Below are 15,750 nucleotides of genomic sequence, written 5' to 3'. Positions count from 1 at the left end.
GTCCGGGGCCGACCGGATCGGCAGGATCACGCACGTGCGGGAATCAGGACGTGCCGCGGCGCGCAAGCAGCCAGGGTTCCACCACGCCGAGTCCGCGCACCGGGCGCTGCCACATCGGCTGGAGCCCGTAGCGGTACGTGGGCGCGGCGGTCGGCTCCATGCCTTCCTGACGCTCCTTCTCGGCCACCGCGGCCTCCTCCGCCGCCTGCGCCTCGGAGGCCGGGGCGTCGCCGGTACGGGTCAGCTCCTCGGCGAAGGCGCCGTCCACCAGCACGGCGTCCTTCGGCGCTATCGACGTCAGCCGGCTGGCGAGGTTCACGGTCGTACCGAAGACATCGCCCATCCGGGTGGTGACCGTGCCGAACGCGATGCCCACGCGCAGCGCCGGCATGGTCTCGTCCTGGGTCATCGCCTCGATCAGGCGCAGCGCGATCTCGGCCGCGGTGCCCGCGTCGTCGGCGGCGAAGAGGACCTCGTCGCCGAGGGTCTTGATGAGGCGGCCGCCGTGGGCGGCCACCAGGTCGGCCGAGGTGGTCTCGAAGGCCTCGACCAGCTCGCCGAGTTCCTCCTCCTCCAGCCGCCGGGTCAGCCGGGTGAACCCGACGAGGTCGGCGAAGCCGACGGCCAGGCGGCGGTCGACCATCTCCTCGTCGTCGGCGGCCTGCACGACCCGCCCGGTGGCGGCGGCCAGCTGGCGCCGCCACACGTAGACCAGGAACTCCTGGAGCTCCGGGAGCAGCAGCTCGATCAGCGGGTACGTGACCTCGGTACGGGTCATGCCGGGCTCGGGCGGCTCGGTCAGCCCCTCCAGGAAGGAGTCGATCTGCCACTCCGCCAGCCGGGCGGTGGTCTGCCCGGTGGACCGGGCCACCTGGATCGCCATCGGCTCGCTGAGCAGCCCCGCCTCGACGAGACCGGCGAGCCGGCGCAGCGCCAGCACATCGGCCTCGGTGAGCGCCTTGGCCTGCCCGATGTCGGCGAAGCCCATGGCCCGCCAGAACCGGGAGGCCAGATCCATCGAGACACCGGCGGTGCGGGCCGCCTGGAACGGTGTGTAGCGACGGTCGGCGCCCAGGATCAGCTGTTCCAGCCGGATCGCGAGGGGGTCGTCGGTCGGTTCCGCCGTATGGTCGACCTCGTGATGCGGCGTCGCGTGGACCGAAGGGCCCGACGGGGGCTGTGCGCCCGCACCGGAGGTCGTGTCGTCGACGGTCACCAGCCGCCTCCTGCCCGTTCCCTGCGCACTGCCCTGCCGATCTCTCTGTCGGTGGATCGCCTCAACGATACGGCAGGTGTGCCGTGGCTCACGCCCCTATGGCATCCGGGAATGTTCCTGGGTGAGCCGGGGGGCGTGGGTGGTTTCGGCCGGTGGGTGGTTTCCAGGAGGGCACGGATTCATACCCCCGGGCCTCCCGAAACGGATCACGGGTGAGCCGGGGGGCGTGGGTGGTAACGGTCGGTGGGTGGTTTCCAGGAGGGCACGGATTCGTACCCCCGGGCCTCCCGGAACGGATCACGGGCGAGCCAGGGGGCGTAGGTGGTGACGGCCGGTGGGTGGTTTGCAGGAGGGCATGGATTCATGCCCCCGGGCACGTGTTCGGGTGAGGCGGAAGGCTCGGCGGGGCGGCACCGGCGAGCGGTGCGGCGTACCCCGTACATGTCGCAGTGGTCCCCACCCGCCGCCTCAGACCAGCCCGCCCCCCACGCCCCGCAGGTGGACGATGTCGCCGGCCGAGACGGGTTCCTGGAGGCCGTCGTCGGTGGACAGGATCAGGCGGCCGTCGCCGTCGATCGCCACGGCCTCGGCTACGAGCGTGCGGTCGCCGGGCAGCTGGGCGCGCACCGTCCGGCCGAGCGTCGCGCAGCCCGCCGCGTACGCCTCCTGGAGGCCGCTCGCCGCCGCGTCGCCGTTCGCCGCGCGCCACTGGCCGTACCAGTGCTCCAGCGAGCGCAGCACGGCCCGCAGCAGTGTCTCGCGGTCGGTGGAGACGGCCCCGGCCAGGGCCAGTGAGGCGGCCGTGGGGGCGGGCAGTTCCTCGGCGCGCAGGGAGACGTTGAGGCCGATGCCGACGACGACACCGTCCCCGGCGCGCTCGGCCAGGATGCCGCCCGCCTTGCGCTCCTCGCCCTCCACTGTCACCAGGAGGTCGTTGGGCCACTTCAGGGCCGTGTCGACGCCCGCGGCCCGCGCCAGGCCGGTCGCCGTGGCGACGCCCGCGAGCAACGGCAGCCAGCCCCACCGCTCGGCGGGGATATCGCCCGGCTCCAGGTAGACGGAGAAGAAGAGGCCCGAACGGGCCGGAGCCGTCCAGGTGCGATCGAGCCGGCCGCGGCCCGCGGTCTGCTCCTCGGCGACCAGCACGGTGCCCTCGTCGAGTTCGCCCGCCGCACGGCGGGCCAGCTCGGAGTTGGTGGAGCCGATGGTCTCCACGACGTCGAGCGAGGTCCACAGTCCGCCCGGCCGCAGCAGTCCGCGGCGCAGCGCGGGGACGTTCAGGGGTGGCCGGTCCAGGTCCGACCAACGGTTCCGTGGCGCATCCGAAGGTGTCATGCAAGCCAGACTAGGTGTGGCAAACGACGCACTGCCGATCCGTATCCGCGCCGATACCCTACGGATCAGTAGGTGTTCTGCGCCCTACGGATCAGTAGGTGTTCTGCACCTGATCAGCAGCACAGTCGTCCCCGTGACCAGGCAGGGAGCCGCCACCCGATGTCCGAGCCGGAAGAGACCGACATCCACACGACCGCTGGCAAGATCGCGGACCTGCAGCGCCGGATCGACGAGGCGACGCACGCGGGCTCCGCGCGCGCGGTCGAGAAGCAGCACGCCAAGGGCAAGTTGACCGCGCGCGAACGGGTCGGCCTGCTGCTCGACGAGGGTTCCTTCGTCGAGCTCGACGAATTCGCCCGGCACCGCTCCACCAACTTCGGCATCGAGAAGAACCGCCCGTACGGGGACGGCGTCGTCACCGGCTACGGCACGGTCGACGGCCGCCCGGTCTGCGTCTACTCGCAGGACTTCACCATCTTCGGCGGCTCGCTCGGCGAGGTCTACGGTGAGAAAATCGTCAAGGTGATGGACTTCGCGCTGAAGACCGGCTGCCCGGTCATCGGCATCAACGACGGCGGTGGCGCCCGGATCCAGGAAGGCGTGGCCGCGCTCGGGCTGTTCGCGGAGATCTTCCGCCGCAATGTGCACGCCTCGGGTGTCGTGCCGCAGATCTCGCTGATCGTCGGCCCGTGCGCGGGCGGTGCGGTCTACTCCCCCGCGATCACCGACTTCACGGTCATGGTCGACCAGACCTCGCACATGTTCATCACCGGCCCCGACGTCATCAAGACGGTCACCGGCGAGGACGTCGGCTTCGAGGAGCTCGGCGGCGCCCGCACCCACAACACCACCTCCGGTGTGGCGCACCACATGGCGGGCGACGAGAAGGACGCCATCGAGTACGTCAAGTCGCTGCTGTCGTACCTGCCTTCCAACAACCTGTCCGAGGCCCCCGCCTTCCCCGAGACGGCGGACCTCGCCACCACGGACGAGGACCGCGAGCTCGACACCCTCATCCCGGACTCGGCCAACCAGCCGTACGACATGCACACCGCCATCGAACACGTGCTGGACGACGGCGAGTTCCTGGAGACCCAGGCCCTGTTCGCGCCGAACATCATCACCGGTTTCGGGCGCGTCGAGGGCTACCCGGTCGGCATCGTCGCCAACCAGCCGATGCAGTTCGCGGGCTGCCTGGACATCAACGCCAGCGAGAAGGCCGCGCGCTTCGTCCGCACCTGCGACGCCTTCAACGTGCCCGTGCTGACCTTCGTCGACGTCCCCGGCTTCCTGCCCGGCGTCGATCAGGAGTACGGCGGCATCATCCGCCGCGGCGCCAAGCTGATCTACGCCTACGCCGAGGCGACCGTCCCGCTGATCACCGTGATCACCCGCAAGGCGTTCGGCGGCGCGTACGACGTCATGGGCTCCAAGCACCTGGGCGCCGACATCAACCTCGCCTGGCCGACCGCGCAGATCGCGGTGATGGGCGCGCAGGGCGCGGTGAACATCCTGCACCGCCGGACGATCGCCGCCGCCGAGGATCAGGACGCCACCCGCGCCGAGCTGATCGCCGACTACGAGGACACCCTGCTCAACCCCTACGTGGCGGCCGAGCGCGGCTACGTCGACGCGGTGATCATGCCGTCCGACACCCGCGCCCACATCGTGAAGGGGCTGCGCCAGCTGCGTACCAAGCGGGAGTCGCTGCCCCCGAAGAAGCACGGCAACATCCCCCTCTAGAAAGGGTCCTGGCCATGATCAAGGTCGTACGGGGCAACCCGACCCCTGAGGAGCTGGCCGCCGCGCTGGCGGTGGTGCGGGCGCGCGCGGCGGCGACGGCGTCCGACGCGCCGGCCGGCGGGCCGCCGCTGCCCGGCCAGTGGTCCGACCCGGGACGCATCGCCCGGAGCACGCGCCATCTGCCGGGGCCGCGGGCCTGGGCCCGGACGTACTGGCCCGGGTAGCCGCCGGAGTCTCCCCCACGCACGTTTCCCGAGGTCCGGGCCCTTTGGTCCGGACCTCCGGTGCGTCCGGGAACGATCTGGTCCGTACGCACCACGGCGGCTGAGTACCCGTACTCAGGCGCACCGCCCGCCGCGGCAGCAGGATCGTTTCCATGCTGTGGTCCGACCCGGAGAACAAGCCGCCGAAGGAACTGCGCGACGCCCAGGCCATGATGCGTCGCGCGGGGCTGCTGCTCGCTCTCGCGATGATGATCGGGATGCTCGCGGTCGGGATCCGCTGACCGCGGCCGGGGCCCGCCCGGCTCTTCTACGATGACGTGTATGACTGATCAGCGCCGTCTCGTGCTCGCCTCCGCCTCCCCCGCCCGTCTCGGTCTGCTGCGGCAGGCCGGTTTCGCGCCCGAGGTGATCGTGAGCGGGGTGGACGAGGACGCGCTGAGCGCCCCGACACCGGCCGAGCTGGCGCTCGTGCTCGCCGAGGCCAAGGCCGCCGCGGTGGCCGGCCGGGCGGAGGCGGCGGGCGCCCTGGTCATCGGCTGCGACTCGGTGCTCGAACTCGACGGCGAGGCGCTCGGCAAGCCCGCCGACGCCGAGGAGGCCATCGCCCGCTGGAAGTCCATGCGCGGCCGGGCCGGTGTGCTGCGGACCGGCCACAGCGTGACCGACACGGGGACCGGACGCACCGCTTCGGCGACCGCCTCCACGACCGTCCGTTTCGGCGAACCGACGGACGCCGAGATCGCCGCCTACGTGGCCACCGGCGAGCCGCTCCATGTCGCGGGCGCCTTCACCCTGGACGGCCGTTCGGCACCGTTCGTCGACTCCATCGAGGGCGACCACGGCAATGTCATCGGGCTCTCGCTGCCGCTGCTGCGCCGGCTGCTGGGCGAGCTGGGGATCTCCGTCACCGAGCTCTGGGCCTGAGCCGACGCCCTCCGGACAGGCGCCGCCCGGCCCCGGACGGGCGCCGCCCGGACGGGCGCTCCGGATCAGGCCGGGGCCGGAGCATCCGTTCCGGCGCCGTCGGCGGGCTCGTCCGACGGAGCGCCGTACGCCACCAGCGTCAGCACGATCAGTCCGAGCACCACCATCAGGACCGCGAACGCGGCCCAGCCGACCAGCCCGACCGTCAGCGCGCCCAGCACCCCGTGCACCACGGCACAGACGATCAGGACGATGCGGGCGAGACGGCCGGGGGCCCGGTCCCGGACGCCGGCCACCAGCAGGAGCAGCCCGCACAGCACCAGATACAAGCCGAAGACGCCGCCCATCACCCAGGTGCCGTCGGACACGACCTCGGGGTCCGTCCCGGCCAGTGACATGTCCTGGTTCTTCACGACCGTCGCCAGGACGCCGTTGACGAGCACCACGCCCACGGCCTCCACGAACAGCACGATCGCGGCCACGAACGCCACCGGTCTGCGCACCACGGTGCTCACCCCCTGTTACCTGCAGTACGTGCGATAGCGCGGACCCTACTCATGGGTAATGCTCCGGACAAGGGTTCCGGCGATCTCCGCTTTCACTCCGCGTTTCACTCCGCGCGCGTGGCGTGCGCGGGCGTGCGCTCCCTACGCCCCCTTGTCGCGGCTCCAGTACGTCGGGCAAAGAATCGTTCGCCCATTAGTGGGGACTCGACAAAGAAACACGAGAAGTCGCAGTCCGTACGAACAGAGACCTGGACCACACCTCGTGGCTACTGTGCGGTTATGAAACCCGGCGTACCGTGGTGCCACAAGGGATTTCGCGACTTGAGCAAGCCTCGAATCACACTCCGTGTGGGCAAGCTCACCATTGGGGACGGGTCGTAGGGCCGTGTCGGTAGTCCCTAAACTCAGCTTGTTTCAAGGAGGGAGCCATCGTGCGCAAGGTGCTCATCGCCAACCGTGGCGAAATTGCTGTCCGCGTTGCTCGGGCATGCCGGGATGCCGGGATCGGGAGCGTGGCCGTCTACGCAGACCCGGACCGCGACGCTCTGCATGTGCGTGCGGCCGACGAGGCATTCGCTCTGGGCGGTGACACCCCGGCCGCCAGCTATCTCGACATGGCCAAGGTGCTCCAGGCTGCCAAGGACTCCGGGGCCGACGCGATCCACCCGGGCTACGGCTTCCTGTCGGAGAACGCCGAATTCGCGCAGGCCGTGCTGGACGCGGGCCTGACCTGGATCGGCCCGCCGCCGCAGGCGATCCGGGACCTCGGCGACAAGGTCGCGGCGCGGCACATCGCGCAGCGCGCCGGGGCCCCGCTGGTGGCCGGCACGCCCGACCCGGTCTCGGGTTCCGAGGAGGTCGTCGCCTTCGCCGAGCAGCACGGGCTGCCGATCGCGATCAAGGCCGCCTTCGGCGGCGGCGGCCGCGGGCTGAAGGTGGCGCGCACGCTGGAGGAGATCCCGGAGCTGTACGACTCCGCGGTCCGTGAGGCCGTCGCGGCCTTCGGCCGGGGCGAGTGCTTCGTGGAGCGCTACCTCGACCGCCCGCGCCACGTCGAGACGCAGTGCCTGGCCGACAGCCACGGCAACGTCGTCGTGGTCTCCACCCGTGACTGCTCGCTCCAGCGCCGCCACCAGAAGCTGGTCGAGGAGGCCCCGGCCCCGTTCCTGAGCGAGGCGCAGAACGCGGAGCTGTACGCGGCGTCCAAGGCCATCCTCAAGGAGGCCGGCTACGTCGGCGCCGGCACGGTGGAGTTCCTCGTCGGCACGGACGGCACCATCTCGTTCCTGGAGGTCAACACCCGCCTCCAGGTCGAGCACCCGGTCACCGAGGAGGTCACCGGCCTCGACCTCGTACGCGAGATGTTCCGCATCGCCGACGGCGAGGAGCTCGGCTACGGCGACCCGGCCGTGCGCGGGCACTCCTTCGAGTTCCGGATCAACGGCGAGGACCCGGGCCGCGGCTTCCTGCCCGCCCCGGGCACCGTCACCACCTTCGCCCCGCCGACCGGTCCCGGTGTCCGCCTGGACGCGGGCGTCGAGTCCGGCTCCGTCATCGGCCCCGCCTGGGACTCGCTGCTGGCGAAGCTGATCGTGACCGGCGCGACCCGTGAGCAGGCGCTCCAGCGTGCCGCCCGTGCGCTGGCCGAGTTCAACGTCGAAGGCATGGCCACCGCCATTCCCTTCCACCGCGCGGTCGTCGTCGACCCGGCCTTCACCAGCGAGCCGTTCCAGATCCACACCCGCTGGATCGAGACCGAGTTCGTCAACGAGATCAAGCCCTTCACCGCCACCGCCGACGCGGAGGCCGAGGAGGAGGTCGGCCGCGAGACGGTCGTCGTCGAGGTCGGCGGCAAGCGCCTCGAGGTCTCCCTCCCGTCCTCGCTCGGCATGAGCCTGGCCCGTACCGGGCTCGCCGCGGGCGCCAAGCCCAAGCGCCGTGCCGCGAAGAAGAGCGGCTCGGCGGTCTCCGGCGACACCCTGGCGTCCCCGATGCAGGGCACCATCGTCAAGATCGCCGTCGAGGAGGGCCAGGCGGTCCAGGAGGGCGATCTGATCGTCGTCCTGGAGGCCATGAAGATGGAGCAGCCGCTGAACGCGCACCGCTCCGGCACCGTCAAGGGCCTCGCCGCCGAGGTCGGCAGCTCGGTCTCCTCCGGCGCCGTCATCTGCGAGATCAAGGACTGACCGGGCGGTACCCGTACCGGCGAGGGCCCCTGCGAGGTCGTACGACTGCGCAGGGGCCCTCGCCGTGCGGTCACTCCCCCGGACGCGCGGTGGCATCCTGGACCCCGAGGCGGAAGAAGGGATGACCGCGCCATGGCGAGCAGTACGGCACAGACGCCGCCCCGGCCCATGCGGGCCGACGCGCGCAGGAATTACGACCGGCTGCTGGCCGAGGCCCGGACCGCCTTCGCGGAGCACGGCACCGACGCGTCCCTGGAGGACGTCGCGCGCCGCGCGGGCGTGGGGATCGGCACGCTGTACCGGCACTTCCCGAACCGGCACGCGCTGATGAACGCGGTCTTCCAGGAGGCCCTGGCGTCCCTGATCACCCGCTCCCGTGAGCTCGCGGCGGCGGAGCATCCGTGCCGGGCCCTGGTGGAGTGGCTGGGTGCGATCATCACTCACGCGGGTGAGTACCGGGGGCTGGCCCAGGCGCTCATGTCGACGTCGCGGGACGAGACTTCGGCCCTGGCGCAGTGCAATGTGCCGTTGCGCGAGGCAGGGGCGGTGCTGCTGGTGCGGGCGCAGGCGAACGGGGCCGTGCGGCCGGACGTGTCGATCGACGATCTGTTGCAGCTGACGAACGCGATCGCGCTGGCCGCCGAACAGGCGCCGGACGACCCGGAGTTGGCGGGGCGGCTGCTGATGCTGACCTTGCAGGGGCTGAAGGGGCCGCACGCGGAGGTGTGTTGAGCGGGTGGGGGCGGTGCGTCGCGGTCCGCTGCGCGAGGCCGTTCCCCTGCCCGCCCTTTCCCCGGCCGGGGTTCCGCCCCGGCCCTACCGGCGCCGCAGGTCCGCGACCCTCGCCCGGTCTCCCGGGCCCTGGCCAGGCTCCGCCAGGGACGCCGCGCCCCGTAGTTGCTGGGAGCTCTGGCCCCCGGGGCCGCCGTGCGGCGTACGGCGCTGCCCGGGCAGCGGCATGTCGCGGCGGCCCTGGCGGCCGTGCGGAAGGGGCTCGGTCGCCGTGGGGCCGTTCCCCGCGCCGGCCACCGCGATCTGCACCCCCTGGTCCGCCAGGGCCTGGAGCTCGGTGGCGGCGCGGTCGTCGTGGCCCGGAGGCTCGTCCGTCACCAGGCGGGTGATGAGGTCCGTCGGCACCGTCTGGAACATGGTGTCGGCGCCGAGCTTGGTGTGGTCGGCCAGGACCACCACCTCGGCGGCCGCCTGCACCAGCGCCCGGTCCACGCTCGCGGAGAGCATGTTGGACGTGGAGAGACCGCGCTCCGCGGTGAGCCCGCTCCCGGAGAGGAACGCGCGCGAGACCCGCAACCCCTGGAGGGACTGCTCGGCGCCGCTGCCCACCAGGGCGTAGTTGGAACCGCGCAGCGTGCCGCCGGTCATCACCACCTCCACCCGGTTGGCATGGGCCAGCGCCTGGGCGACCAGGAGGGAGTTGGTGACGACGGTCAGACCGGGGATCCGCGCGAGCCGGCGGGCCAGCTCCTGCGTGGTCGTACCGGCGCCGACGACGATGGCCTCGCCCTCGTCCACGAGACCGGCGGCCAGGTCGGCGATGGCCGTCTTCTCGGCGGTGGCGAGATGGGATTTCTGCGGAATGCCGGACTCCCGCGTGAAGCCGCCCGGCAGTACCGCACCGCCGTGCCGGCGGTCGAGGAGTCCTTCTGCCTCCAGTGCCCGCACGTCCCGCCGTACGGTCACTTCGGAGGTCTGGACGACGCGGGCGAGCTCACGGAGCGATACCGCCCCGTTGGCACGCACCATTTCGAGGATCAATTGACGACGTTCTGCAGCGAACACGAAACTGACAGTAACGTGACCGCCCGAGTCTTTTCAGCAGTTTGCACCGAATAGCGGAAGTTGCACATACAAGGGGCCGCCAAGTGGTATAGGCGGCCCCGTTGTTGTTCCGTACTGATCGGACGGCGATCGTCACACCGCCCGAGCCGCCGGGAGTTGCCGGGGAATACCGGGTTCCCGAAGGCGCTTACGCCTCGCCGGCGCGCTTACGGGTGTGCAACTGCCGGGCCACTTCCGCGATCGAACCCGACAGGGACGGATACACGGTGAAAGCGTTTGCGATCTGTTCTACCGTCAAATTGTTGTCGACCGCGATCGAGATCGGGTGGATGAGTTCGCTCGCGCGCGGCGCGACGACACAGCCGCCGACCACGATGCCGGTGCCGGGACGGCAGAAGATCTTGACGAAGCCGTCGCGGATGCCCTGCATCTTGGCGCGCGGGTTGCGCAGCAGCGGCAGCTTGACCACCCGGGCGTCGATCTTGCCGGCGTCGACGTCGGCCTGGGTGTAGCCGACGGTGGCGATCTCGGGGTCGGTGAAGACGTTCGAGGAGACCGTCTTCAGGTCCAGCGGGGCCACCGCGTCGCCGAGGAAGTGGTACATCGCGATCCGGCCCTGCATGGCGGCGACGGAGGCGAGGGCGAAGATCCCGGTGACGTCACCGGCCGCGTACACGCCCGGCGCGCTGGTGCGGGAGACCTTGTCGGTCCAGATGTGGCCGGACTCCTTGAGCCGGACCCCGGCCTCCTCCAGGCCCATGCCCGCGCTGTTCGGGATCGCGCCGACCGCCATGAGGCAGTGCGAGCCGGAGATGACCCGGCCGTCGGCGAGGGTGACCTCGACCCGGTCGCCGACGCGCTTGGCGGCCTGGGCGCGGGAGCGGGCCATGACGTTCATGCCGCGGCGGCGGAAGACGTCCTCCAGCACGGCGGCGGCGTCCGGGTCCTCGCCCGGCAGCACCCGGTCGCGGGACGAGACGAGGGTGACGCGCGAGCCGAGCGCCTGGTAGGCGCCCGCGAACTCGGCGCCGGTCACGCCGGAGCCGACCACGATGAGCTCCTCGGGGAGCTCGTCGAGGTCGTAGACCTGGGTCCAGTTCAGGATGCGCTCGCCGTCGGGGAGCGCGTCCGGGATCTCCCGGGGGTGGCCGCCGGTCGCGATCAGCACGGCGTCGGCGGTGAGGGTCTCCTCGGTGCCGTCGGCGGCGGTCACGACGACCTTGCGGGAGCCGTCGGCGGCCTGGAGGCCGTCCAGCCGGCCGCGGCCGCGCATCACGCGGGCGCCGGCCCGGGTGACGGAGGCGGTGATGTCGTGCGACTGGGCGAGCGCCAGGCGCTTCACCCGCCGGTTGACCTTGCCGAGGTCGACGCCGACGACGCGGGCGGCCTGCTCCACGTGCGGGGTGTCGTCCGCGACGATGATCCCCAGCTCCTCGTACGAGGAGTCGAAGGTGGTCATCACCTCCGCCGTCGCGATCAGGGTCTTCGAGGGCACGCAGTCGGTGAGCACGGACGCGCCGCCGAGGCCGTCGCAGTCGACGACGGTCACCTCCGCACCGAGCTGGGCGCCCACCAACGCCGCCTCGTAGCCGCCGGGTCCGCCGCCGATGATCACGATCCGGGTCACGAAAAGTCCGCCTCGCGTATGTCATCCCGCGGCCGTCTGCTGCCCCGGCCGGGGGTCCGGGGGAGCGCCCCGGGGGAATGCAGTACGTACTTCATTGTCCCGCACGCGCCAAGGTGCTTCGCCCCGGGGCCCTCCATACGTGCGCCGGGGCGTGCGCGCCGGGGCCCGGGGCGGCCCGCGGAACCCCGTAAGGGGTCTTCCGCACCGGAGTCGACGTTCTCCCCTTCCCCTCCCGTACCCTCGAACCCATGTCGCTCTACGCCGCGTACGCCGGCAACCTCGACGCGCGGCTGATGACGCGCCGCGCACCGCATTCCCCGCTGCGCGGCACCGGCTGGCTCAACGGCTGGCGGCTGACCTTCGGCGGGGAGCAGATGGGCTGGGAAGGCGCGCTCGCCACGGTGGTGGAGGCACCCCGTTCCCAGGTCTTCGTGGCGCTGTACGACCTGGCGCCGATGGACGAGGACTCCATGGACCGGTGGGAGGGCGTCGGCCTCGACATCTACCGCCGGATGCGGGTGCGGGTGCACACCCTGGACGGCGAGGAGCCGGCCTGGATGTATGTGCTCAACGGCTACGAGGGCGGGCTGCCGTCCGCCCGCTATCTGGGCGAGATCGCCGATGCGGCGGAGTCCTCGGGCGCCCCGCACGACTATGTGATGGAACTGCGCAAGCGCCCCTGCTGACCCGGTCGACCAGCCTTTTTGTGTGAAAGTACGAGTAAGTTCGCGCAGACTCTGTTCCTGGGCATCTACGCGCGTAGGGAATCACCGGCTACCCTCGTCCGCGTGAACGCATCAGTTATTCCGGACCACATCCAGGGCGACCCGTACGCCGCCGCCGCCGACGCCGCCGCCCGCCTGCGCGAGCTGACCGGCGCCGAGACCCACGACGTCGCGCTCGTGATGGGTTCCGGCTGGGCACCCGCCGGCGATGCGCTCGGCACCCCGGAGGCCGAGTTCCCGGTGACCGAGCTGCCCGGCTTCCCGGCGCCCGCCGTACAGGGGCACGGCGGCACGATCCGCTCGTACAAGATCGGTGAGAAGCGCGTCCTGGTCTTCCTCGGCCGCACCCACTTCTACGAGGGCCGGGGCGTCGCCGCCGTCGCGCACGGGGTCCGTACCGCCGTCGCGGCGGGCTGCGGAACCGTCGTCCTGACGAACGGCTGCGGCGGTCTGCGCGAGGGCATGCGCCCCGGTCAGCCGGTGCTGATCAGCGACCACATCAACCTGACGGCGTCCTCCCCCATCGTCGGCGCCAACTTCGTCGACCTGACGGATCTGTACTCGCCGCGGCTGCGCGCGCTCTGCAAGGAGGTCGACGAGACCCTCGAAGAGGGCGTGTACGTGCAGTTCACCGGCCCGCACTACGAGACCCCGGCCGAGATCAACATGGTCCGCGTGATGGGCGGCGACCTGGTCGGCATGTCCACCGTGCTGGAGGCCATCGCCGCGCGCGAGGCCGGTGCCGAGGTGCTGGGCATCTCGCTGGTCACCAACCTCGCGGCGGGGCTGAGCGGGGAGCCGCTCAACCACGAAGAGGTGCTCCAGGCGGGGCGGGACTCGGCGACCCGGATGGGTTCGCTGCTGGCCCGGGTCCTCGAACGCATCTGAGCCGGCCCCGGCCGGTCTCGCGCACCCACCCACGACGCACCCGCAGGAAGGCGGACACCGTGCAGCAGGACCTCATCGCACAGGCCAGGGCATGGCTGGCGGAGGACCCCGACCCCGAGACCCGCGACGAGCTCGCCCGGCTCATCGAGTCCGGGTCCGCCGAAAGTGCCGACGAGCTCGCCGCACGGTTCGCCGGCACGCTGCAGTTCGGCACCGCCGGACTCCGCGGTGAGCTGGGGGCCGGCCCGATGCGGATGAACCGCTCGGTCGTCATCCGCGCGGCGGCCGGGCTCGCCGCGTATCTGAAGGCGCAGGGACAGGGCGGCGGTCTCGTCGTCGTCGGGTACGACGCCCGGTACAAGTCCGCCGACTTCGCCCGCGACACCGCGGCCGTGATGACCGGCGCGGGCCTGCGCGCGGCGGTGCTCCCCCGCCCGCTCCCCACCCCCGTGCTCGCGTACGCCATCCGGCACCTGGGCGCCGTCGCGGGCGTCGAGGTGACCGCCAGCCACAATCCGCCGCGCGACAACGGCTACAAGGTCTACCTCGGCGACGGCTCGCAGATCGTCCCCCCGGCGGACGGCGAGATCGCCGCCGAGATCGCCGCGGTCGGCCCGCTCGACCGCGTGTCCCGCCCCGAGGACGGCTGGGAGATCCTCGGCGACGAGGTCCTGGACGCCTATCTGGCGCGTACGGACTCCGTGCTGGACACGGACTCGCCGCGCACCGCCCGCGTCGTGTACACGGCGATGCACGGGGTCGGTACGTCCGTGCTGACCGCCGCCTTCGACCGGGCCGGATTCCCCGCGCCGGTGCTCGTCGCCGAGCAGGCGGAGCCCGACCCGGCGTTCCCCACCGTGGCCTTCCCCAATCCGGAGGAGCCGGGCGCGATGGACCTCGCCTTCGCGACCGCGCGCCGTGCGGACCCGGACATCGTCATCGCCAACGACCCGGACGCCGACCGCTGCGCCGTCGCCGTCCCGGACCCGGGCGCCGACGGCGGCTGGCGGATGCTGCGCGGCGACGAGGTCGGGGCGCTGCTCGCCGCCCATCTGGTGGACCGCGGCGCGACCGGTGTCCTCGCCGAGTCGATCGTGTCGTCCTCGCTGCTGGGCCGGATCGCCGAGAAGGCGGGGCTCGGCCACGAGGAGACGCTGACCGGCTTCAAGTGGATCGCCCGGGTGGACGGCCTGCGGTACGGGTACGAGGAGGCGCTCGGCTACTGCGTCGACCCCGACGGCGTACGCGACAAGGACGGGATCACGGCCGCCCTGCTCGTCGCCGAGCTCGCCTCGGTGCTGAAGGAGCAGGGGCGCACGCTCCTCGACCGTCTCGACGACCTCGCGGTCGACCACGGGCTGCACGCCACCGACCAGCTGTCGGTCCGGGTGGAGGACCTCTCGGTCATCGCGGACGCCATGGCACGGCTGCGCGAGCAGCCCCCGACCGCACTCGCGGGCCTCGCCGTCACCTCGGCCGAGGACCTGTCGCGGGGGACGGAGCAGCTGCCGCCCACGGACGGGCTGCGCTACCACCTCCGGGGCGCCCGGGTGATCGTCCGCCCGAGCGGCACCGAGCCGAAGCTCAAGTGCTACCTGGAGGTCGTGGTGCCGGTCGGTTCGGCGGACGAGCTGCCGGCGGCCCGTGCGAAGGCGGCGGAGCTGCTCGCCGGGATCAAGCGCGATCTGGCGGCCGCGGCCGGGATCTGAGCGGGCGCGGACGAGGCGGCGCGGCGCACCCGCGCCGCCTCATCCGAAGCGGCCGTTCACGTAGTCGGCGGTCCGGGTGTCCTGCGGGGAGTTGAACATCTCGTCGGTCGGGCCGTGTTCGACGATGACGCCGGGCGTGCCCTGTTCGGCGAGGAAGAACGCGCAGTGGTCGGAGACCCGCGCCGCCTGCTGCATGTTGTGCGTGACGATCACGATGGTGACCTCCTCGCGGAGATCGGCGATGGTCTCCTCGATCCGGCGGGTGGAGGTCGGGTCGAGCGCGGAGCAGGGTTCGTCCATCAGGAGCACCCGGGGGCGTACCGCCAACGACCGTGCGATGCACAGGCGTTGCTGCTGTCCGCCGGAGAGCGCGCCACCGGGCTGGCGGAGCCGGTCCTTGACCTCGCGCCAGAGGCCCGCCTTGGTCAGGCACTCCTCGACGAGGTCGTCCCGGCCGTCCCTGGACGCCTTGATGCCGTTGAGCTTCAGACCGGCCAGGACGTTGTCGTACAGGGACATCGCGGGGAACGGGTTGGGCTTCTGGAAGACCATGCCGATCTCGCGGCGGGCGCGGGTGATGCGGCGGCCCCGGTCGTAGATGTCCTCGCCGTCCAGCAGGACCCGGCCGGCCAGGGAGGCGGAGCCGATCAGCTCGTGCATCCGGTTGAGGATGCGCAGGAAGGTCGACTTGCCGCAGCCCGAGGGGCCGATCAGGGCGGTGACCTCCAGCGCGGGCATGTGCAGGGAGACCCGGTCCAGCACCTTGTGGTCGCCGAACCAGGCGGACACCGCCTCGGCTTCGAGGGTGGCGGGGGAAGCGGTGACGGTACGCGCCCGGTTCGGCGCGGTGACGGGCAGCGGCATGGTCTC

General features: G+C 71.8%; 15 protein-coding genes. 9 read left to right on the top strand and 6 right to left on the bottom strand.

What is annotated here, in order from left to right; translation table 11 throughout:
- Window positions 1–43: 43 nt before the first annotated feature.
- Entirely contained in the window at window positions 44–1,216 is a 1,173-nt protein-coding gene (locus tag GA0115234_RS33265; protein ID WP_093549167.1) for an adenylate/guanylate cyclase domain-containing protein, read from the bottom strand.
- Window positions 1,217–1,684: 468 nt separating this feature from the next.
- Complete coding sequence (locus GA0115234_RS33260; RefSeq protein ID WP_093549165.1) at window positions 1,685–2,551, bottom strand: biotin--[acetyl-CoA-carboxylase] ligase; 867 nt, start codon at window positions 2,549–2,551, stop codon at window positions 1,685–1,687.
- Window positions 2,552–2,710: 159 nt separating this feature from the next.
- Here GA0115234_RS33260 and GA0115234_RS33255 point away from each other — a divergent pair, with 159 nt between their 5' ends.
- The 4 genes from GA0115234_RS33255 to GA0115234_RS33240 all read left to right on the top strand — a co-directional run bounded on the left by GA0115234_RS33255 (window position 2,711) and on the right by GA0115234_RS33240 (window position 5,442).
- Complete coding sequence (locus tag GA0115234_RS33255; protein ID WP_093549163.1) at window positions 2,711–4,294, top strand: acyl-CoA carboxylase subunit beta; 1,584 nt, start codon at window positions 2,711–2,713, stop codon at window positions 4,292–4,294.
- Between the two features lie 14 nt (window positions 4,295–4,308).
- Entirely contained in the window at window positions 4,309–4,518 is a 210-nt protein-coding gene (locus GA0115234_RS33250; RefSeq protein WP_093549161.1) for an acyl-CoA carboxylase epsilon subunit, read from the top strand.
- Window positions 4,519–4,670: 152 nt separating this feature from the next.
- Window positions 4,671–4,799 carry a morphogenic membrane protein MmpB gene (gene mmpB, locus GA0115234_RS43925; protein ID WP_093549159.1) on the top strand — a complete coding sequence of 43 codons (129 nt, stop codon included), beginning with the start codon at window positions 4,671–4,673 and terminating at the stop codon, window positions 4,797–4,799.
- A gap of 31 nt (window positions 4,800–4,830) precedes the next feature.
- Window positions 4,831–5,442, top strand: a complete 612-nt coding sequence (locus GA0115234_RS33240; protein WP_176729342.1) for a Maf family protein — start codon at window positions 4,831–4,833, stop codon at window positions 5,440–5,442.
- A 65-nt stretch (window positions 5,443–5,507) separates the two neighbouring features.
- On the opposite strand, the gene GA0115234_RS33235 is transcribed toward GA0115234_RS33240, so the two are convergent.
- Window positions 5,508–5,957, bottom strand: a complete 450-nt coding sequence (locus tag GA0115234_RS33235) for a hypothetical protein (protein ID WP_093549155.1) — start codon at window positions 5,955–5,957, stop codon at window positions 5,508–5,510.
- Window positions 5,958–6,379: 422 nt separating this feature from the next.
- Here GA0115234_RS33235 and GA0115234_RS33230 point away from each other — a divergent pair, with 422 nt between their 5' ends.
- Together GA0115234_RS33230 and GA0115234_RS33225 are read left to right on the top strand one after the other, a co-directional pair.
- Window positions 6,380–8,134, top strand: coding sequence for an acetyl/propionyl/methylcrotonyl-CoA carboxylase subunit alpha (locus tag GA0115234_RS33230; RefSeq protein WP_093549153.1), 1,755 nt, complete (start codon window positions 6,380–6,382; stop codon window positions 8,132–8,134).
- A 132-nt stretch (window positions 8,135–8,266) separates the two neighbouring features.
- Window positions 8,267–8,866, top strand: coding sequence for a TetR/AcrR family transcriptional regulator (locus tag GA0115234_RS33225; RefSeq protein ID WP_176729341.1), 600 nt, complete (start codon window positions 8,267–8,269; stop codon window positions 8,864–8,866).
- 84 nt (window positions 8,867–8,950) lie between these two features.
- On the opposite strand, the gene GA0115234_RS33220 is transcribed toward GA0115234_RS33225, so the two are convergent.
- Entirely contained in the window at window positions 8,951–9,931 is a 981-nt protein-coding gene (locus GA0115234_RS33220; protein WP_093549152.1) for a DeoR/GlpR family DNA-binding transcription regulator, read from the bottom strand.
- A 187-nt stretch (window positions 9,932–10,118) separates the two neighbouring features.
- Window positions 10,119–11,558, bottom strand: a complete 1,440-nt coding sequence (locus GA0115234_RS33215; RefSeq protein ID WP_093549150.1) for an NAD(P)H-quinone dehydrogenase — start codon at window positions 11,556–11,558, stop codon at window positions 10,119–10,121.
- Between the two features lie 248 nt (window positions 11,559–11,806).
- On the opposite strand from GA0115234_RS33215, the gene GA0115234_RS33210 reads away from it, so the two are divergent.
- From GA0115234_RS33210 to GA0115234_RS33200, 3 genes are all read left to right on the top strand, one after another.
- Window positions 11,807–12,244: a gamma-glutamylcyclotransferase gene (locus tag GA0115234_RS33210; protein ID WP_093549148.1), complete on the top strand. Its 438-nt coding sequence runs from the start codon at window positions 11,807–11,809 to the stop codon at window positions 12,242–12,244.
- Between the two features lie 102 nt (window positions 12,245–12,346).
- Entirely contained in the window at window positions 12,347–13,171 is an 825-nt protein-coding gene (locus GA0115234_RS33205; RefSeq protein ID WP_093549146.1) for a purine-nucleoside phosphorylase, read from the top strand.
- A 59-nt stretch (window positions 13,172–13,230) separates the two neighbouring features.
- Complete coding sequence (locus GA0115234_RS33200; RefSeq protein ID WP_093549144.1) at window positions 13,231–14,880, top strand: phospho-sugar mutase; 1,650 nt, start codon at window positions 13,231–13,233, stop codon at window positions 14,878–14,880.
- Between the two features lie 39 nt (window positions 14,881–14,919).
- On the opposite strand, the gene GA0115234_RS33195 is transcribed toward GA0115234_RS33200, so the two are convergent.
- Window positions 14,920–15,744, bottom strand: coding sequence for a phosphate ABC transporter ATP-binding protein (locus GA0115234_RS33195; protein WP_093549203.1), 825 nt, complete (start codon window positions 15,742–15,744; stop codon window positions 14,920–14,922).
- Window positions 15,745–15,750: the final 6 nt, after the last annotated feature.

The sequence above is a fragment of the Streptomyces sp. DvalAA-43 genome, from assembly GCF_900091725.1.
Taxonomy (GTDB): Bacteria; Actinomycetota; Actinomycetes; order Streptomycetales; family Streptomycetaceae; genus Streptomyces; species Streptomyces pulveraceus.
Note: the sequence above shows the minus strand (reverse complement) of the source record. Positions and strands in the feature narration are given on the sequence as shown.